Here is an 18,718-nt window from a genome sequence, read left to right on the forward strand (position 1 = left end):
CCGGCGCGGCCGGGACCACGTGAGCCTAGGCCGACAGGGCCAGCCAGACCGCGATGTAGTGCGAAACCGCGGCGAGCACGGTGCACGCGTGGAAGAACTCGTGATACCCGAACGTGTCCGGCCAGTAGTTGGGCCACTTGACCCCGTAGAAGACCGCGCCGGCGGTGTAGAACGCGCCACCGACCAGCAGCAGCACGAGCGCCGTGACACCGGCGTGCGTGGCCAGCTCGGGCAGCACGAAGATCGCCACCCAGCCGAGCGCGACGTAGATCGGCACGCCGAGCCAGCGCGGCGCGCCCGGCCACAACATCTTCAGCGCGACCCCGGCCACCGCCCCGCCCCACACCACGGCGAGCACGACGTACCCCGTGGGCTTCGACATCGCCAGCAGCGTGAACGGGGTGTACGTGCCCGCGATGAACAGGAAGATCATCGAATGGTCGGCGCGCTTCATCCACTGGTAGCCACGCGGGCTCCACAGCCGCCGGTGGTACAGCGCGCTGACCCCGAACACGCCGAGCACGGTCACCCCGTACACCGAGGTGGCCAGCACCGCCAGGCCGGACACCGTGGTGGCGGCGAAAGCGACCAGCGCGGCCACACAGGCGAGCGCGCCGAAGAACGTCCAGAAGTGGATATGCCCGCGGAGCCGGGGCCGCGTGTCGACGAAGGACGGGGGTTCGGTCTCAACGGTCACACCCACCAGGTTACGGCCCCGTAGGTTCCGCGCCAGCCAAGCGTGGCCCGCCCCACGCCACTCCGGACGCCTGCGTACATTGATTGGACGTGAGTCTTCGCTCCTTCGCGTCCAAGGTCGTCTACGGCGTGTACAGCCGCCGGCTGATCCAGCAGGCGGCCGGCAAGCATCCGCGACATATCGCGATCATGCTGGACGGCAACCGCAGGTGGGCGCGGGAAGCCGGCTTCACCGACGTCTCCGACGGGCACCGCGCCGGCGCCCGCAAGATCGCCGACTTCCTCAGCTGGTGCCGCGAGGCCGAGGTCGAGGTCGTGACGATGTGGCTGCTGTCCACCGACAACCTCAGCCGCGCCAGCGAGGAACTCGAACCACTGCTGGAAATCATCGCCGACGTCGTCGACGAGCTCGCCCAGCCGGGGAACCCGTGGCGCATCCGGGTGGTGGGCGCGCTGGACCTGCTGCCCGAGCCGATCGCCAAACGCTTGCAATCCGCCGCGGCCAGCAGCGAGAGCCGCACCGGGATGGAGGTCAACGTCGCCGTCGGCTACGGCGGGCGGCAGGAGATCGCCGACGCGGTCAAGAAGCTGCTGCTCCACCACGCCGACGAGGGCACCCCGATCCGCGAGCTGGCGAAGATCCTCGACGTCGACCACATCTCCGAGCACCTCTACACCTCGGGACAGCCCGACCCCGACCTGATCATCCGCACCTCCGGTGAGCAACGCCTCTCCGGTTTCCTGCTGTGGCAGTCCGCGCACTCCGAGTTCTGGTTCACCGAGGCGTACTGGCCCGCGTTCCGCCGCGTCGACTTCCTGCGCGCGCTGCGCGACTACGCCTGGCGGCACCGCCGTTTCGGTACTTGACAACACCCACCGTGGTCAGTTCCGCCGTTCTCCTCTACCGACGGTGAGATGACAACCTGGTGAATCACCTGCTCGGCTGCCTGCATCAAGCGGCCGACGCAGGTAACTTCCGAAGTGATGGCTCGTGACCTTGCGGACCATCACGGGAGGCCCTGGTAGTGGCGGTTGTAGAGCTGACGGCGCGTGAGCCGTTCGCGATACCCACGAGGGGGCCGGCACCCGGCCCTCGTGGCCCTGCGCGCTGACGCGGCAGCGACAGCGAAGAGCGGACCAGCCAGGGTGGTGCCCGGCCCAGCGAGTGTGGGCGTGGTGCCACGTCCACGAGGGAGATGCCGTCGTGACTACGCAGCGTTCGTCCCGTAAGGCCGCCGGCCGCTCATCGAATTCCGCGGAGGGCACCGCAGAACCCCCGAGTACCGTTCCCGGGCAGCACACCTACGTCCTGGACACCTCGGTACTGCTGGCCGACCCGTGGGCCATCACGAGATTCGCCGAGCACGCCGTGGTCCTGCCGTTGGTCGTGATCAGTGAACTGGAGGCGAAACGGCATCACCCCGAACTGGGCTGGTTCGCGCGGGAATCCCTGCGCCAGCTCGACGACCTGCGGCTCAAGCACGGCCGCCTGGACGCGCCGATCCCGATCGGTGACGCCGGCGGCACCCTGCACGTCGAGCTGAACCACTCGGACCCGACGGTCCTGCCGCCCGGGTTCCGCACCGACTCCAACGACCACCGCATCCTCGCCTGCGCCCTCAACCTCAAGGTCGAGCGCACGACGGTCACCCTGGTCACCAAGGACATCCCGTTGCGCGTCAAGGCCGGTGCGGTCGGGCTGGACGCCGACGAGTACCGCGCGCTCGAGGTCACCCCGTCCGGCTGGACCGGGATGCTCGACGTCGAGGTCCCGCAGGAAGCGGTGGACGCGTTGTTCCGCGACGGTGTCGTGGACCTAACCGAGTACGGGCTGCCCGAGGTGGGCGAGTCGCCGTGCCACACCGGTCTGCGGCTCGTCGCCGGCTCCGGCTCCTCCAGCGCACTGGGACGGCTGACCCCGGCGAAGAAGGTGAAGCTGGTGCGCGGCGACCGGGAGGCGTTCGGCCTGCACGGCCGGTCCGCCGAGCAGCGGATCGCGCTGGACCTGCTGCTCGACCCGGACATCGGCATCGTCTCCCTCGGCGGCCGGGCGGGCACCGGCAAGTCGGCGCTCGCGCTGTGCGCGGGCCTGGAGTCGGTGATGGAACGCCGCGAGCACCGGAAAGTGGTCGTGTTCCGCCCGGTGTACGCGGTCGGCGGCCAGGACCTCGGCTACCTGCCGGGGTCGGAGCAGGAGAAGATGCAGCCGTGGGCGCAGGCCGTGTTCGACACGCTCGGTGCCCTGGTCAGCCAGGACGTGCTGGACGAGGTGTTCGACCGCGGCATGCTCGAGGTCCTGCCCCTCACGCACATCCGCGGCCGTTCGCTGCACGACTCGTTCGTCATCGTCGACGAGGCGCAGTCGCTCGAACGCAACGTGCTGCTCACGGTGCTGTCCCGGCTGGGCGCGGCGTCCCGCGTGGTGCTCACCCACGACGTGGCGCAGCGCGACAACCTGCGGGTCGGCCGCCACGACGGGGTGTCGGCGGTGATCGAGAAGCTGAAGGGCCACCCGCTCTTCGCGCACGTCACGTTGACCCGCTCGGAGCGGTCGCCGATCGCGGCGCTGGTCACCGAGATGCTCGAGGACCACGGCTGAGTGCCGGGCGGGCCGCCTCCTGCCGGGGGCGGCCCGCGCGGCTCACCAGCCCGCGGGCAGCGGCCGGCCCTCGGCGAAACCGGCGGCCGATTGGATGCCCACCACCGCGCTGCGGTGGAAGTCCTCGATGTCGCGGGCGCCCGCGTAGGTGAACGCGGACCGCACCCCCGAGCAGATCGAGTCGAGCAGGTCCTCGACCCCGGGGCGCTGCGGGTCCAGCAGCATCCGCGACGAGGAAATGCCCTCCTCGAACAGCGCCTTGCGCGCCCGCTCGAACACGTTGTCGGTGCGGGTGCGGGCGCCCACGGCACGCTTGCTGGCCATGCCGAACGACTCCTTGTACGGCCGTCCGTGCTCGTCGTAGCGCAGGTCGCCGGGGGATTCGTGGGTGCCGGCGAACCACGAGCCGACCATCGCCGCGGACGCGCCGGCCGCCAGGGCCAGCGCGACGTCCCGCGGGTGCCGCACGCCGCCGTCGGCCCACACGTACTTGCCCAGCTCCCGCGCGGCCTTCGCGCACTCCAGCACCGCGGAGAACTGCGGGCGGCCGACGCCGGTCATCATCCGGGTCGTGCACATCGCGCCCGGCCCGACGCCGACCTTGACCACGTCCGCCCCGGCCGCGATGAGGTCGCGGGTGCCCTCCGCGGTGACGACGTTGCCCGCCACCACCGGCACCGCGGGTGAGACCGAGCGGACGGCCTTCAGCGCCGCGATCATCTTCTCCTGGTGGCCGTGCGCGGTGTCCACCACGAGCGTGTCGATGCCCGCCGCCAGCAGCGACCCGGCCTTCGCCGCCACGTCCCCGTTGATCCCGACCGCGGCCGCGACCCGCAGCCGGCCCTGCGCGTCCACGGCCGGGGTGTAGATCCCGGCCCGCAGCGCCGCTGTCTGGGTGAGGATGCCGGCCAGCCTGCCGTCGGCGTCCACGCCCAGCGCGACCTGCGCACCCGCGGCGTGCAGGCGCTCGAAGACCTCCCGTGGTGGGGTGTCCAGCGGGCAGGTGACGGCCGGTTCGTACGCGACCTCGGCGACGCGCGCGAACCGGTCGACGCCGGTGCACGCGGCCTCGTCCACGACGCCCCGCGGGCGCCCGTCCTCGTCGACCACGACGACGGCGCCGTGCGCGCGTTTGCCGATCAGGTTGAGGGCGTCGGCGACCGCGTCACCGCCGGTGAGGACCAGCGGGGTGTCCCAGACGGGGTGCCGGTGCTTCACCCAGGCGACGATGTCCGCGACCGCGGCCGGGTCGACGTCCTGGGGCAGGACGACCAGCCCGCCGCGGCGGGCGACCGTCTCGGCCATCCGCCGCCCGGCGACGGCGGTCATGTTCGCGACGACGATCGGGATCGTCGCGCCGGTGCCGTCGACGGTGGACAGGTCGACGTCGAAACGCGACTCCACGCCCGACCGGCTGGGGACGAGGAAGACATCGTCGTAGGTGAGGTCGTGAGCGGGCCCGTGGCCATCGAGAAAACGCACGAGTCCCCAGACTACGGCACAATCGTGACCATGGCCGATCGGGACCGCGACGCCGAGGGGCGGCCGCGCAACGCCCGCCCCCGCGACGGGCTCGGGCGCCCGTTGCCGTACGGAGCGCCCGGGGTGTCGCGCCAGCCGGAGGGCCTGGTGCGCACACCCGCGGAAACCGTGACGGAGGCGCAGCGCCTGCTCGACGCCGGCCGCCCGTTCCACGCGCACGAGGTGTTCGAGGACGCGTGGAAGTCCTCGGACGGGCCGGATCGCGCGTTGTGGAAGGGCCTGGCGCAGCTGGCGGTCGGGCTCACGCACTCCGCGCGGGGGAACCTCAAGGGGGCTTCCTCGCTGCTGGCCCGGGGCGCGGCCGCCATCGAGCCGTACGCGGCGCAGGCTCCGCACGGGATCGACGTGGCCGGACTGCTGCGGTGGGCGCGCGCGGGCACGGACGCGCCGCAGGACCTGGCCACCCCGCGACTGACCTGACGCCCCCGGCCAACCCGCCGCCACCCACCGCCCGCGTGGGCAAACATGCCGCGCGCGTGGGCGAACACGCCGCCACGGGCGGCAAACACACCGCGCCGAACCAGCAAACACGCGGCACGTGGCGTGTTGGCTGGTCAGGGGGCGTCGGGGGAGGGCTCAGACGACCTTGTGCGCGGTTTCGAGGTTCGCCGCGAGGGTGTTGATCGTGCGGGCCTGGGCTGCGTAGTCCATCGACGAGAACTCCCACGGGAAGACCTGCCCGGCCGCGGCCGCGGGCATCCGCGCGAACGTGACCTGCTGCATCAGCGCGTTCTTGTCCATCGCGCGCAGCGAGTACAGCACCACGTCGGTCGGGTACCTGCCGATGTTCTCCCAGCTCACGTGCTCCCAGTAGTACTTCGAGCCGCCCGGGTCGGGGTAGGCGAGGCCGAGCTCGGTGTAGCTGCGCAGGGCCGGGTCGTCGGCGGCCTTCGCGATGTAGACGCCGTCCCCGGGATAGGCGGCGACGGCCATCACCGTCAGGCCCTTCGCGGCCGCGTTCTGCAGCCGGGTGCGCGCGTTCTCGTAGTCCTGCCGCCCCGCCGCGGCCGGCTCGGTGCCCAGGGCCCGCGCCAGCTCGGCCGTTCGATTCACGACCCCGGTCGCCGACCCCGCCATCTTGAGCGCCACGATCGGTGCGATCTCGGCGACGGCCCGCTGCTGGGTCACGTCCTTGAACCCGTACAGCGGCGCGTTCCGGTCGATGGTCCCGGCGCTGTCCACCGGGTAGGCGTGGGTGAGGATCAGGTCCGGCTTCGCGGCGGCGAGGGCTTCGATGTCGATCTCGCCGTAGGTCCGGCCGACTTCCTTGACCTGGCTGAGGTCGCGGCCGCGGAAGTTCACGTCGTCGGCCATCGCCGTGTAGCCGAACGCGGCGGCGGGGGTGATCCCGTAGTTCCACAGCGACGCGACGGCGTCGGTGAGGCCGGCGATGCGCGCCGGACGGGCGTCGAGATCGACCTTGGTGCCCAGGTCGTCGGTGAACGACCAGGCGCCGCCGCTCGCGGCCGGGTTCGATCCGCTCGAACCGCAGGCGGCGAGGAGACCGGTCGCGGCCACGGCCAGGCTGCCGGTGAGGAATGTCCGGCGGGTGGTCGTCATGGAGTCACCTTTCTTCGGGGTCAACGACGTCGGAGGAGCAGCCAGATGAGGTAGGGGGCGCCGATCGCGGCGGTGATCAGGCCGACCGGGACCTCCCACCCGAAGGCGGTGCGGCCCAGCAGGTCGGCGGCCTGGACCAGAAGGGCGCCGCCGAGTGCGGACGCGACCAGCGGCGGCCGGGACCCGCCGGTGAGCCGCAGCATGATCTGCGGGGTCACCAGGGCGACGAAGCCGACCGGCCCGGCGGCGGCGACGGCCGCGGCGGTCAGCCCGACGGCCACCGCGATGGTCGTCAGCCGCGTGGTCTGGACGCGCACGCCGAGCCCGGCGGCCGCGTCGTCGCCGAGCTGGGTGACCGCGAGGGTGCGGGGCAGCGTGAGCGCGGCCGGGACGAGCAGCGCGGCGAGAACGATCAGCGGGACGGCCTGGTCCCAGCTGACCGCGCTGATGGACCCGACCAGCCACACCGTCGCCTGGGCGGCGCTGTTGATGCCGGCGAGGATGAGCAGCCAGTTGGTCAGCGCGGTGAGGACGGCGCCGCACCCGATGCCGACCAGCACCAGCCGGAAGCCGTCCACGCCGTGGCGCCAGGCGAAGCCGTAGACCGCGAGGGCCGCGAGGAGGCCACCGGCGAGCGCGGCGACGGGTACCCCGAGGGTGGTGATTCCGCTGGCCAGCCGGTAGGCGCCACCACCGGAGACGATCACCGCGACGGCGGCCGCGGACGCACCCCCGGTGACGCCGAGGAGGTCGGGCGTGGCCAGCGGGTTGCGCGAGATCGTCTGGGTCAGCGCGCCGGCCATGGCGAGGCACGCGCCGGCGAGGCATCCCGTGACGGCGCGCGGAAGCCGCAGGTCGAACAGGATGTGCCGGTCGATCCGCGCGCCGCCGCCGGCGAGGAGCTCGGGCAGTTGCCCGAGCGTGACCGGGTACTCCCCGATGGTCAGTCCGATGGCGGTGACCAGGAGCAACGCGCCGAGCGCGACGAGGCACACCGTGGCCGCGCGGATGTGCCGGCGCGCGCCGAGGGCGGCGGTGCGGGTGAGCGGCGCCATCAGAGCTTCGCCATCCGGGTGCGCCGGGCGATGACGACGAAGGCGGCACCACCGAGGACGGCGAGCGTGATTCCGGCCGGGATCTCGGCGGGCCCGGCGACCAGGCGCCCGACCACGTCGGCGAGCAGCAACAGCACCGCGCCGGCGAGCGCCGAGCACGGGACGAGCCACCGGTGGTCGGGACCGGTCACCGCGCGGACCGCGTGCGGGACGATCAGGCCCAGTGCGGCGATCGGGCCCGCGGCGGCGGTCGCGGCGCCGGCGAGCAGGGTGACCGCGGCGAGCCCCACCAGCCGGCTCACCGCGACCGACTGACCGAGCCCGCGCGCGGTGTCCTCGCCGAGCGAGACCGCGTTCAGGGCGCGCGCGTTGACCATGGCCAGGATCAGCCCGGCGACCACGAACGGCAACACGGTGACGCTGATGCTCGCGTCCCGGCCGCTGACCGAGCCGACGACCCAGCGGCGGTAGACGTCGAGGGTCGGGTTGTCGCTCAGGACGACCAGTGAGGTGAAGGTCGACAGCAGCGCCATCACGGCGGCCCCGGCGAGCGCCATCGGCACCGCGTTGAGCTGGCGCCCGCTGGACCCGATCGCGAACACCGCCGCGGTGGCGATCAGTGCTCCGGCGAATCCGAACGCCACCTGCCCGCGCGGGTCGCCGATCCCGAACAGCTGCGCGGCCAGTGCCACCGCGAGCGCGGCGCCCGCGTTGATGCCGAGCAGGCCGGGGTCGGCCAGCGGGTTCCGGGTGTGCCCCTGCATGAGGACCCCGGCGGCGCCGAGGGCGAGGCCGACGAGCACGCCGAGCGTGGTGCGGGGCAGGCGCAGGTCCCGGACGATTGTGGCCGCTTCGCTGCCGTCGTCGTGCAGCAGTACCCGGACCGCGGTGCCCAGCCCGAGGTCGTTGCTTCCCAGGACCAGGCTGAGCGCGACCGACACGGCCAGCGCCACCAGCAACGACATCAGGAGCACCGGTGCCCTGCGCGGCGTCCTGCGGGCCGGTGGGGACGACACGATCGCGTTCACGGTTCGCAACTTAGCTTAGCCGAACCTAAGTCGGAAGTGTGACATTCGTTCAGATTCTGGACACGCGGTGGACCGTCCGGCGGCCCGCGACGGTCACCCACCGCTGATGACATGGCCGCATGTGCATGAATTGCGGGGTTTCCCGGCGCGGCTTCCTCCAAGCGGCGTCGGTGGCCGGGGCGGTCACGCTCGCGCCGGTGACGTTCGCCGAAGCGGCCGAGGGGCAGGCCGAAACCAGGGTGCTGACCGGCCGGTTCGAACCGGGCACCGCGGACTTCGTCTACCTGCCGGTGGAGGTGCCCGCCGGGGTGAACCAGCTGTCGGTGGTCTACAGCTACGACAAGCCGGCCGTGCCCAGCGGGACGCCCGGCAACTCGTGCGACATCGGCATCTTCGACAACCGCGGCACCGCGCTCGGCGGTGCCGGCTTCCGCGGCTGGTCCGGCGGTTTCCGCGACCGCTTCACGATCAGCCGCACCGAGGCCACCCCGGGCTACCTGCCCGGTGACATCACGCCCGGCACGTGGTACATCGTGCTCGGCCCGTACATGATCGCCCCGCAGGGCCTGAACTACCGCGTCGAGGTGACCCTCACCCACGGCCCCGCGGGCGCCGCGTACCGGCCGAACTACCCGCCCGAGCGGACACGGACCCGCGGCCGCCGGTGGTACCGCGGCGACTGCCACCTCCACACCGTCCACTCGGACGGCAAGCGGCTGCCGGCCGAGGTGGCCGCGGGCGCGCGGGCAGCCGGGCTCGACTTCATCACCTCGACCGAGCACAACACGTCCTCGTCCCACGGCGTCTGGGGCGAATTCGCCGGGGACGACCTGCTGATCATGCTCGGCGAGGAGGTCACCACGCGCAACGGGCACTGGCTCGCGCTCGGTCTGCGGCCCGGCCAGTTCGTCGACTGGCGATACCGGTCCCGGGACGGCAAACTGCCCGAGTACCAGCAGGCGGTGCACCGTTCCGGCGGACTCTGCGTCGCCGCGCACCCGAACGGCCCGTGGGTCGCGAGCAACTTCAAGTTCGGCTACACCGGCTTCGACGCGGTCGAGGTGTGGAACGGCCCGTGGACGTGGGACGACGAGGCCACATTGGCCGACTGGGACAACGGCCTGGTGGAATCCCTGCGTGGCAAGGGGAACTGGGTTCCCGCGCTGGGCAACAGCGATGCGCACAGCCCCGACAACACGATCGGGCTGCCGCAGACCGTCGTCTCCGCCGACGCGCTCACCCGCGACGCGATTCTCGCCGGGATCAAGGCCGGGCGCAGCTGGATCGCCGAATCGGCGGGTGTCGACCTGTCGCTCGTCGCGACCGGGCCGCGCGGCCAGGCCGCCGGGATCGGTGACCGTCTCCCCGCGGGCGACGCCGACAAGGTGGCCGTGCGCCTGGACGTGTCGGGTGTGCCGAACGGAACCGTGCGGCTGATCACCGACGAGGGACAGGTGTTCCAGCAGAGCCTGCCCGCTTCCGGGAGCGGCAGCGTGACGTGGCTGACCACGCCCGCGGTGTCGGCGTACGTGCGTGCCGAGGTGCGTCACCGCCGTGCCGACGGTTCCGCGGGTGCCCCGGCCGTGTCGCCCGAACTGAACTTCGGACCCATGGCGGCGATGACCAACCCGATCTTCCTCGGCCGCGCGTGACGTCCTGATGATCCCGCGCGGCCAGGGGCGGCCGCGCGGGATGGGGCGTTGTCCGCGGCCTGCTCAGTGGTCGACGGCCAGCCGGATGCCGAGGCCGATGAAGATGCCACCGCTGGTGACCTCGATGCGGCGCCGTGCGGCGTGTTTGCGGCGCAGCCACCCGCCGATGCGGCCGGCCAGGACGCCGACGGTGCCGTCGACGATGAACTCGAAGGCGATCATGATCGCGCCGAGGATCACGAACTGCAACCAGACCCGGCCCAGCGCCGGGTCGATGAACTGCGGGAGGAACGCGATCGTGAAGGTCACCACCTTCGGGTTGAGCAGGTTGGTCAGCAGGCCGGACAGGTAGGCGCGGCGCCCCGGGACACCGGTCGTGTGTTCCTCGTCCGCAATGGTGCCGCGCTTGCGGATGGCCTGGACACCGAGGTAGATGAGGTAGGCGGCGCCGACGATCCGGACGACGGTGAACGCGACGGGCACGGCGGCGAACAGCGCGGCGAGCCCGGCGGCGACGGCGACGTGCCGCTCGGTGCAGGCGAACCGTTTTCCGCCGGCACCACATCCGGCGGCCGGTCGCCGGCCGGGGCACGGCCGCAACCCCCGGCGGCCATTGCGTCGGGGCACGGCTTGATCATCGTCGCCCGCGCGGAGCGCACCGGCGGCAAGCCGCCGTGGACGAGACCGGCTGGTCCCGCGTTGTGCCACGCCGAGGTGCACGGAATTAGCCCCGCCACGCACGGCAGTTATTCATCCGCGCAACGTGGCACGGACCGCGTCGATCGTGTCCGCCTCCCCGGGGTCCTTGTCCGGGCGGTACCGCACCACGCGCGCGAACCGCAGTGCGACGCCACCCGGATAGCGGGTGCTCACCTGCGCACCGTCCAATTCGATCTCGACGACCAGCTCCGGCCGGACGTACACCGTCCACCGGTCGCGGTGGGACTCGATCTCCTGGAACACCCTGGTCTGCCACGCCAGGAGCTCGTCGGTCAGCCCCTTGAACGTCTTGCCCACCATGATCGGCGGCCCGCCGTCCGGGTCCCGGGCACCGAGGTGCAGGTTCGACAGGTAACCGGTGCGGCGGCCGTGGCCCCACTCGGCGGCGAGGACGACGAGGTCGAGCGTGTGCACCGGCTTCACCTTCAGCCACGCCCGGCCCCGCCGCCCCGCCGCGTACGGCGATTCGAGCGCTTTCACCATCACACCCTCGTGCCCGGCATCGAGGGCGGCCGCCAGGATCGCGTCCGGATCGGACGGTTCGGACCGGCCGGGGATGAGGTGCTCGCCGGCCACCCGGCGCAGCGCCTCGTTGCGGTCCCGCAACGGCTTGTCCAGCAGGTCCGTGCCGTCCAGGTGCAGGCAGTCGAAGAAGTACGGCCGCAGCAGCAACGCGCGCACCTGCTCCTCGCGCGTGCTGCCGAACCGGCTCATCGTCTCCTGGAACGGCCGGGGCCTGCCGTCATCGGCCAGCGCGAGCGTCTCGCCGTCGAGCACCACCGACCGGCACGGCAGTGCGCGCACCAGCGACACCAGCTCGCCGACGTGCTGGGTGATCTCCCGCAGTGTTCTCGTGTAGACGTGCACCTCGTCGCCGTCGCGGTGCACCTGTATCCGCGCTCCGTCCATCTTGTACTCGACGATGGCGGACGGGTGCTCGCGCACCGCCTCGCCGAGTGATTCCGCCGGGGACGCCAGCATCGGCCGCAGCGGACGCCCCAGCTCGAGCCCGAACCGCCCGAGCGCGGCCTCGCCACCGGTGACCGCGGCCAGCGCGGTGACCGGCAGCCGCCCGGACAGCATGAACGCGCGCCGGACCGCCTCGGCCGGCACGTTCGCGGCGGCGGCGATGCCGTCCAGCATCACGCCCTCCAGCGCTCCCTGCCGCAGCTCCCCGGTGAGCAGGCGGAACAGGAACTGCTGTTCGGCCTCGGTGGCGCGGGTGAACAGCTCCGCCAGCAGACGGGCCCGGCGCCGGGCCGATCCGCTGCCGGAAGCGGCACCCACCTCACCGAGGACCGCGTCGACCTCGGCCACCGTGAGGTTCGCGGTGTCAGCCGGGCTCGCGCCCAGCTCGGCCAGCGTGCGCCACCCCGTCCCGATCCGGCCCTGGGTGGGCCGTCCGGTCAGGAACGCCACGACGGCTGGCAGCTCCCGCTCATCCGCGCGGTTGAGCAGGTCCGCCAGCGTCGTGATCTTCGCCTTGCGTGAGCGGGTGGCCGCTAGCGCGGCGGAGGCGGTGACGACGTCGGCGAGGAACATGCCGACATCATCTCCCGGTCCACCGACAATTTCCGCGGACGGCGCAGGACCACCACCACTGCCGCCAGGCACACCACCAGGCCGAGCAGACCACGCGGCGTGATCGTGTCACCGAACATGATCCAGGCGAGCACCATCGTCGTCGGCGGGGTGAGGTACAGCAGGGTGGACACGGTGGTCACCGAGCTACGCCGGAGCACCAGCCAATAGCAGCCGTATCCCCCGAACGTGGAAAACAGCACGACCCACCCGATCGCGACCCAGAATTCCGGGACCGGCGGCGGGGTCAGCCGGCCGGTCGCGGCCGCGATGCCGGTGAACAGCACGGCGCTCGTGACGCACTGCACGACGAGACCGTCCATCAGGGGCACGTCCGGCGCCGTGCGGCGTTCGAGGAAAGTGGCGGCCACCAGGGCCAGCATCGCCAGGAACGGCAACCCGTAGGCCAGTGCCGGGGTGCCCGGGCGTCCCGAGAGGTCGCCGCCCACCACCAGTGCGACCCCGGCGAGCCCCGCCACCAGGCCCGCCCATCGCCGCACCCCGGCTCGTTCCCCGAGCACGAACTGCCCGAGCACCACCGCGGCGATCGGCTGCAGCGCGGCGATCAACGCCGTCGTGCCTGGCGGCACACCGAGATCCGCCGCCGCGTACGTGAAGTACAGGTACGCACCCTGGGAGAGCACGCCGAGACCGACGTGGACCGCGACGTCGCGTGGCCGCATCGAGCGCCGCCGGACCAGCCACCACGCCCCGAGCAGCAGGCCCACCACGATGAACCGCCAGGCGAGCAGGGTCACCGGACCGCTGGACCGGGCACCCAGCGTCGCGCCCACGAACCCCGAGCTCCAGAACAGGACGAACCCGGCTCCGGGGATGACGTTCCGGCCCATACGGTCTCCTCCCAGGTATACAGATCGGTATAGCTACCGTAGCTATACCGGTGGGTGTACTGTCAAGCCGTGGAGACGAAGAAGCCGCTGACCCCAGCCGCCGAACGGATCCTCACGGTCGCCGAGGAACTGTTCTACGCCAACGGGATCCACGCGATCGGCGTCGACACGATCGCCGCCGAGGCGGGGGTCACGAAGAAGACCCTCTACGACCGGTTCGGGTCGAAGGCCGAACTGGTCGCGCTCTACCTGCGCCGCCGGGACGAGCGGTGGCGGGAATGGGTGCACGGGTACGCGGACCCGCGCTCGGCACCGCAGCGCCGCCTCCTGCGCGTGTTCGACGCCCTCGCCGACTGGATGCGCATGGCGAACGCGCGCGGTTGCGCGTTCGTGAACGCGCACGCCGAGCTGCCCGCGGCCGACCATCCGGCGCAGCAGGTGATCGCGGCCTCCAAGGAGTGGCTGCTGGACTACCTGCGGCAGCTCGCGGCCGAGGCCGGGGCGCGCAACCCGGCACGACTGGCGGAGGCGTTGCTGATCCTGATCGAGGGAGCCACGGTGGTGGCTTCGCTGGACGTGCTGCCGACGGCGGTGGCGGCGGCGAAGCGGGTGGCGAAGTCGCTGATCGACGAGGCGACCGCGGCGCGCTGACCGGTGGACCAGCCGATCCCGGCCAGGCGGACGGGACGTGCGGTGCTGGTCACCGGGATGGCTCTTGCCCCGGCCCGCCGGCGAACCGTACGGTGATCGAGCCGTGGTGCTCGGGAAGTCCGGTGAAAAACCGGCGCGGCCCTCGCCACTGTGAACGGGAAGTCCCGGCCCGGGACAGCCACTGGACGCGAGTCCGGGAAGGCGGGCCGCGGATGTCGATCCGGAGCCAGGAGACCGGCCACGGCGCGAAGGACCATCCACGAGGTGCTGGAAGGCGGTCTCCATGGGGACTTCACGCGCGCTGTCCTGGCGTCGGCAGGACACCTACCGAACCGGTCTGCTGCTGCTGGCGATCGTCGCTGTGCACGTGGTCGCGTTCGGGATCCTCGCGCTGCTCGTCGTGCCCGGCCACTACACGGTCGGCACGCAGGTGTTCGGTTTCGGGCTGGGCATGACCGCCTACACACTCGGCATGCGGCACGCGTTCGACGCCGACCACATCGCCGCCATCGACAACACCACCCGCAAGCTGATGGCCGAGGGCAAGCGCCCGGTGTCGGTCGGGTTCTGGTTCGCCCTCGGGCACTCCACGGTGGTCGTCGTGCTGGCCGTGCTGGTCGCGGTCGGCGCGAAGGGGGTTCTGAGCTGGACCGAGGAGGGCTCCTCGGCCCACCGGGTGCTGGGCTTGGTGTCCACCGGCGCCTCCGGCGGCTTCCTCTACCTGATCGGCGTGCTGAACCTGATCGCGCTGGCCGGTATCGCCAAGGTGTGGCGCGAGCTGCGCCGCGGCCGGTTCGACGAGGCCGAGCTGGAGGCCCGGCTCGACTCGCGCGGGTTCGTCAACCGCTTCCTCGGCAGGCTCACCCGCTCGATCCGCCGTCCGGGTCAGATGTACCTGGTCGGGCTGCTGTTCGGCGTCGGGTTCGACACCGCGACCGAGGTGCTGCTGCTGGCGCTGGCCGGGTCCGGTGCGGCGGCCGGCCTGCCGTGGTACGCCGTCCTGTGCCTGCCCCTGCTGTTCGCCGCCGGGATGAGCCTGTTCGACACGCTCGACGGCACGTTCATGAACTTCGCCTACGACTGGGCCTTCGCCAGTCCGGTGCGCAAGATCTACTACAACCTCGTCATCACCGGGCTGTCCGTCGCGGTGGCATTGATCATCGGCACGATCGAGCTGGTCGGTGTCGCGCGGGACGACCTGGGCTGGTCCGGTGCGCTGATCGAGTGGATCGCGGACCTGGACCTGGACAACGTCGGCTACATCGTCGCCGGGTTGTTCGTCGTGGTGTGGGCGGTGGCGCTCGCGTACTGGCGGCTGGCCCGCGTCGAGCACCGCTGGAGCTCAGCCCAGTGACGCGGCCCGGCGGGCCGGGCTGAGCGCGGCGGTCAGGTCCTCGCGCGCGCGGAACACGCGGGACCGGATGGTGCCGACCGCGCACTCGCACACCGCAGCCGCGTCCGCATAGGACAGACCGACGACCTGCGTGAGCACGAACGCCTCCCGGCGTTCCGGCTCCAGCCCGGCGATCAGCGTGCGCAGCACGACGAGCCGGCCGTGGTCCGGCGTGTGCGCGCCGCTCTGTTCGGCGGTCGCGACCCAGTCTTCGACCTGGTTGGTCCGCGGGCGCCGCCGGCCGGTGCGCAGGTGGTCGGCGGCGACGCGCTTGGCGATCGACAGCAGCCACATCCGGGCCGGTGACCGCCCGGCGAAGGACGGCAGGGCGGCGAAGGCGCGCAGGTAGGTTTCCTGCACGAGGTCCTCGGCCACGCCGGGGTCGGACAGGTAGGTGAGCAGCCGGTGCAGCTGCCGCTGCGTCGCCGACACGAAGCGCTCGGCGGCCACCTGATCGCCGCGGGCCGCCAGGAAGGCGTGCCGGGTGATCTCGTCGTCGTCCACTTCGCGTTCCTCCCGCGAGCTTGATCCTCGGGCGTCCATGGAACCGCACACCCCGGGAAATCCCAACCGGTCCCACATCGCGGGGCGGCGCGGCGGAACTATCCCACCGCCCGTGACGACCAGGCAGGTATGGACTGTGCGACCGCGCGCGAGGCGATCTCGGCCACTCTGGACGGTGAGGACCCCGGGGTGGCTCCCGCCGCGCTGGACGAGCACCTCACGCGCTGCGCGGCATGCGTGGTCTGGCAGGACGAGGCCGCGGCCGTGACCCGGCTGGTGCGCCTCGAACCGGCCGCCACCGCGCCGGATGTGACCGAGCGTGTGCTGGGCCACGTGCCGTCACGCACCACCGGAGGCGACTGGCCGCGCTGGGCACTCGGGCTCGCCGCGGCCGCCCAGATGTCGATCGCCGTGTCGCTGCTGTCCGGGCCGCACGCGATGGCAGGCGGGATGGCGGTCCAGCCCGGCTCCCACCTGGAGCACGAGTCCGCGGCGTTCAACTTCGCCGTCGCGGTCGCGCTGCTGTGGGCGGCCGTGAAACCGGGGCAGGCCCGCAGCCAGCTACCGGTGCTGCTCAGCTTCACCGCCGTGCTGGGCGGGCTGTCCCTGCTGGACGCGCTGGGCGGCCGGGTCGGCTGGGAACGCCTGGCCAGTCACCTGCCGCTGGTGCTCGGCGTGTGCTGCGCGGCGCTGATCGCGCGCCGGGACGGCCGGTGGCCGTGGCCGGGCAACCGGGCGGGCGCCGGGCCCGGGCGCAGAGCGGGCCGCGGCGGCAGCGCGCACGAGCTCGCCGAGCCGCGCACGCCGTCCCGTGAGCATCAGCCGCCGGCGGCCCGCCGCAGGGTGGCCTGATCGACGTCCTCGGTGCTGATCCAGCTGGCCAGCAACCCCAGCGCGCGCTCGGACTCCGAGCCCGGCTCCGCCGTGTAGGTGATCAGCGCCTGGTCGGGTTCGTCCGGCAGGCGGAACGTCTCGTACCGCAGGTGCAGCTCGCCGACCAGCGGGTTGTGGATGAGCTTGTGGCCGTGGGCCTTCTCCCGCACGTGGTGCCCGGCCCACAGCCGCCGGAACCGGTCGCTGCCCAGCGACAACTCACCGATCAGCTGGGGCAGCCGCGCATCGTCCGGGCACCGGCCAGCCTCGGCCCGCAGGTTCGCCACCAGGTCCTGGCAGACCTGGTCGAACTCGGGGTGCAGGGCACGGGCCTCGTCCTCGTTGAGGAAGAACAGCTTGGCCATGTTGCGGTCCTCGGCCCGCACCGAACCGAAGTCGAAGGTGAGGATGCCGCCGAGGTCGTTCCAGGCCAGCACGTCCAGGTAGCGGCCGAAGACGAACGCGGGCACGGCCAACGCGTCCAGCAGCTGCTGCAGCGCCGGCCGCACCTGCTGGGCGGGGCACCAGCCCGGCCGTTTGTGCCGCGGGACGGCGAGGTTGTGCAGGTAGGTGCGTTCGTCCGGAGCCAGCCGCAACGCCCGGGCGAGCGCATCGAGCACCTCGTCCGACACGTTGCGCGCGCGCCCCTGTTCCAGCCGGGTCAGGTAGTCGACGCTGATCCCGGCCAGCTGGGCCAGCTCCTCGCGCCGCAGCCCGGGCACCCGCCGCCGGGTGACTCCCTCGGGCAGTCCCAGCTCGCGCGGATCCAGCGCCGCGCGCCGCGCCTTGAGGAATGCCCCGAGATCAGCTCCGTCCATGCCACCCAGTATCCCAGGGTCGCAGCCCGTTGCCTGGTACTGCCGGACCCAGGCTGGACGTTGCCTGGTCCGCTCCTCCCGCCGGCGGCAACGTGGTCGGCACAGGCACTACGAGGGAGGAACCCGACATGCGACGACGGATTCTCGGCGGCACCGGCATCGAGGTCAGCGAGTACACACTGGGCGCGATGATGTTCGGCGCGTGGGGCAACCAGGATCACGACGAGTCGATCCGGATGATCCACACCGCGCTCGACGCCGGCATCAACTTCGTCGACACCGCGGACATCTACTCCGACGGCGAGAGTGAGGTCATCGTCGGCAAGGCGCTGAAGGGGCGCCGCGACGACGTGGTCCTGGCGACCAAGGGGCACTTCGAAAGACTCGGCGGCAGCGGCAGCAACTCCCGCCGCTGGCTGACCAAGGCACTGGACGCCAGCCTGCGGCGCCTCGGCGTCGACCACGTGGACCTGTACCAGGTCCACCGGCCCGACCACCTGACCGACATCGACGAGACCCTGTCCGCGCTCTCGGACTTCGTGCGCGCCGGCAAGGTGCGCGCGATCGGCTCGTCGGTGTTCCCGGCCGAGCAGATCGTGGAGGCGCAGTGGGTCGCCGAGCGGCGCGGGCACGTGCGGTTCCGCACCGAGCAGCCGCCGTACTCGATCCTCAACCGGGGCATCGAAGCGCACGTCCTGCCGACCGCCCAGCGTTACGGCATGGGCGTGCTGACCTGGGGACCGCTGGCGGCGGGCTGGCTGTCCGGCCGGTACTCGGCACCGTCCGATGTGGACCTGCAGGCGGGCCGGGTCGCCCTGCAGAACCACAAGTTCGACCCCGCCATGCCGGGGAACGCGGCGAAGCTGGCGGCGACGAACGAGCTGAAGAAGGTCGCCGCCGAGCTGGGCCGCCCGCTGACGCACCTGGCGCTGGCGTTCGTCCGCTCGCACCCGGCGGTCACCTCGGCGATCATCGGGCCGCGCACGCCGGAGCAGCTCACCGACCTGCTGGCCGGTGCGGACCTGGTGCTCGGCGACGACGTCCTGGACCGGATCGACGAGATCGTCCCGCCGGGCGTCGACCTCAATGCGGCCGACCCCGACTACACGCCGCCCGCGCTCGCGGAGAAGTCCCTGCGCCGCCGCTGACCACGGCGTGCTGACAACGGCGTGGAGGCCACCCGCTCGGGTGGCCT

The 18,718-nt window shown here is 72.2% G+C and carries 18 protein-coding genes and 1 riboswitch; of the genes, 8 read left to right on the forward strand and 10 right to left on the reverse strand.

What is annotated here, in order from left to right; translation table 11 throughout:
- Window positions 1-25: 25 nt before the first annotated feature.
- Complete coding sequence (gene trhA, locus FHX45_RS20710) at window positions 26-697, reverse strand: PAQR family membrane homeostasis protein TrhA (RefSeq protein ID WP_167104552.1); 672 nt, start codon at window positions 695-697, stop codon at window positions 26-28.
- Between the two features lie 89 nt (window positions 698-786).
- Here trhA and FHX45_RS20715 point away from each other — a divergent pair, with 89 nt between their 5' ends.
- Together FHX45_RS20715 and FHX45_RS20720 are read left to right on the forward strand one after the other, a co-directional pair.
- Window positions 787-1,563, forward strand: coding sequence for an isoprenyl transferase (locus tag FHX45_RS20715; protein ID WP_167104555.1), 777 nt, complete (start codon window positions 787-789; stop codon window positions 1,561-1,563).
- A 337-nt stretch (window positions 1,564-1,900) separates the two neighbouring features.
- Entirely contained in the window at window positions 1,901-3,295 is a 1,395-nt protein-coding gene (locus tag FHX45_RS20720) for an RNA 5'-3' helicase PhoH2 (protein ID WP_167104558.1), read from the forward strand.
- A gap of 42 nt (window positions 3,296-3,337) precedes the next feature.
- On the opposite strand, the gene guaB1 is transcribed toward FHX45_RS20720, so the two are convergent.
- Window positions 3,338-4,777: a GMP reductase gene (guaB1, locus tag FHX45_RS20725; RefSeq protein ID WP_167104560.1), complete on the reverse strand. Its 1,440-nt coding sequence runs from the start codon at window positions 4,775-4,777 to the stop codon at window positions 3,338-3,340.
- 30 nt (window positions 4,778-4,807) lie between these two features.
- Between guaB1 and FHX45_RS20730 the strand changes: the two genes are divergently transcribed.
- Window positions 4,808-5,257: a DUF309 domain-containing protein gene (locus tag FHX45_RS20730; protein ID WP_167104562.1), complete on the forward strand. Its 450-nt coding sequence runs from the start codon at window positions 4,808-4,810 to the stop codon at window positions 5,255-5,257.
- Between the two features lie 156 nt (window positions 5,258-5,413).
- Here FHX45_RS20730 and FHX45_RS20735 read toward each other — a convergent pair whose 3' ends face one another.
- From FHX45_RS20735 to FHX45_RS20745, 3 genes are read right to left on the reverse strand one after another with little or no spacing between them, the layout of a single operon-like run.
- Entirely contained in the window at window positions 5,414-6,397 is a 984-nt protein-coding gene (locus FHX45_RS20735) for an ABC transporter substrate-binding protein (protein WP_167104564.1), read from the reverse strand.
- A 20-nt stretch (window positions 6,398-6,417) separates the two neighbouring features.
- Window positions 6,418-7,452, reverse strand: coding sequence for a FecCD family ABC transporter permease (locus FHX45_RS20740; RefSeq protein ID WP_167104566.1), 1,035 nt, complete (start codon window positions 7,450-7,452; stop codon window positions 6,418-6,420).
- Window positions 7,452-8,480 (reverse strand): iron chelate uptake ABC transporter family permease subunit, encoded by a 1,029-nt coding sequence (locus tag FHX45_RS20745; RefSeq protein ID WP_167104568.1) that lies wholly within the window; start codon window positions 8,478-8,480, stop codon window positions 7,452-7,454. Before FHX45_RS20745 ends, FHX45_RS20740 begins: the two co-directional genes overlap by 1 nt.
- 197 nt (window positions 8,481-8,677) lie before the next feature.
- Here FHX45_RS20745 and FHX45_RS20750 point away from each other — a divergent pair, with 197 nt between their 5' ends.
- Window positions 8,678-10,132, forward strand: a complete 1,455-nt coding sequence (locus FHX45_RS20750) for a CehA/McbA family metallohydrolase (protein ID WP_341771551.1) — start codon at window positions 8,678-8,680, stop codon at window positions 10,130-10,132.
- Window positions 10,133-10,195: 63 nt separating this feature from the next.
- Here the strand turns inward: FHX45_RS20750 and FHX45_RS20755 are convergent, their stop codons facing one another.
- From FHX45_RS20755 to FHX45_RS20765, 3 genes are all read right to left on the reverse strand, one after another.
- Window positions 10,196-10,759, reverse strand: coding sequence for a LysE family transporter (locus FHX45_RS20755; protein ID WP_167104570.1), 564 nt, complete (start codon window positions 10,757-10,759; stop codon window positions 10,196-10,198).
- A gap of 123 nt (window positions 10,760-10,882) precedes the next feature.
- On the reverse strand, window positions 10,883-12,394 hold the full coding sequence (locus FHX45_RS20760) for an ATP-dependent DNA ligase (RefSeq protein ID WP_167104571.1): 1,512 nt from the start codon (window positions 12,392-12,394) through the stop codon (window positions 10,883-10,885).
- Entirely contained in the window at window positions 12,355-13,284 is a 930-nt protein-coding gene (locus FHX45_RS20765; RefSeq protein ID WP_167104573.1) for a DMT family transporter, read from the reverse strand. Before FHX45_RS20765 ends, FHX45_RS20760 begins: the two co-directional genes overlap by 40 nt.
- Before the next feature lie 69 nt (window positions 13,285-13,353).
- Here FHX45_RS20765 and FHX45_RS20770 point away from each other — a divergent pair, with 69 nt between their 5' ends.
- Together FHX45_RS20770 and nicT are read left to right on the forward strand one after the other, a co-directional pair.
- A complete protein-coding gene (locus FHX45_RS20770) occupies window positions 13,354-13,935 on the forward strand; it encodes a TetR family transcriptional regulator (RefSeq protein ID WP_167104576.1) in 582 nt (193 codons plus the stop codon).
- A gap of 87 nt (window positions 13,936-14,022) precedes the next feature.
- Window positions 14,023-14,192, forward strand: a riboswitch (cobalamin riboswitch).
- Between the two features lie 26 nt (window positions 14,193-14,218).
- Entirely contained in the window at window positions 14,219-15,289 is a 1,071-nt protein-coding gene (gene nicT / locus FHX45_RS20775; RefSeq protein ID WP_424923817.1) for a Nickel transporter NicT, read from the forward strand.
- Here the strand turns inward: nicT and FHX45_RS20780 are convergent.
- Window positions 15,278-15,832: a sigma-70 family RNA polymerase sigma factor gene (locus FHX45_RS20780; protein WP_167104578.1), complete on the reverse strand. Its 555-nt coding sequence runs from the start codon at window positions 15,830-15,832 to the stop codon at window positions 15,278-15,280. The genes nicT and FHX45_RS20780 overlap by 12 nt on opposite strands.
- A 129-nt stretch (window positions 15,833-15,961) precedes the next feature.
- Between FHX45_RS20780 and FHX45_RS20785 the strand changes: the two genes are divergently transcribed.
- Window positions 15,962-16,684 carry a zf-HC2 domain-containing protein gene (locus FHX45_RS20785; RefSeq protein WP_167104580.1) on the forward strand — a complete coding sequence of 241 codons (723 nt, stop codon included), beginning with the start codon at window positions 15,962-15,964 and terminating at the stop codon, window positions 16,682-16,684.
- On the opposite strand, the gene FHX45_RS20790 is transcribed toward FHX45_RS20785, so the two are convergent.
- Complete coding sequence (locus FHX45_RS20790; RefSeq protein WP_167104582.1) at window positions 16,651-17,523, reverse strand: helix-turn-helix domain-containing protein; 873 nt, start codon at window positions 17,521-17,523, stop codon at window positions 16,651-16,653. The two genes, FHX45_RS20785 and FHX45_RS20790, sit on opposite strands and share 34 nt — an antisense overlap.
- Window positions 17,524-17,651: 128 nt before the next feature.
- Here FHX45_RS20790 and FHX45_RS20795 point away from each other — a divergent pair, with 128 nt between their 5' ends.
- Complete coding sequence (locus tag FHX45_RS20795; protein WP_167104584.1) at window positions 17,652-18,671, forward strand: aldo/keto reductase; 1,020 nt, start codon at window positions 17,652-17,654, stop codon at window positions 18,669-18,671.
- Window positions 18,672-18,718: the final 47 nt, after the last annotated feature.

The sequence above is a fragment of the Amycolatopsis granulosa genome, from assembly GCF_011758745.1.
In the GTDB taxonomy this organism is placed as follows: domain Bacteria; phylum Actinomycetota; class Actinomycetes; order Mycobacteriales; family Pseudonocardiaceae; genus Amycolatopsis_E; species Amycolatopsis_E granulosa.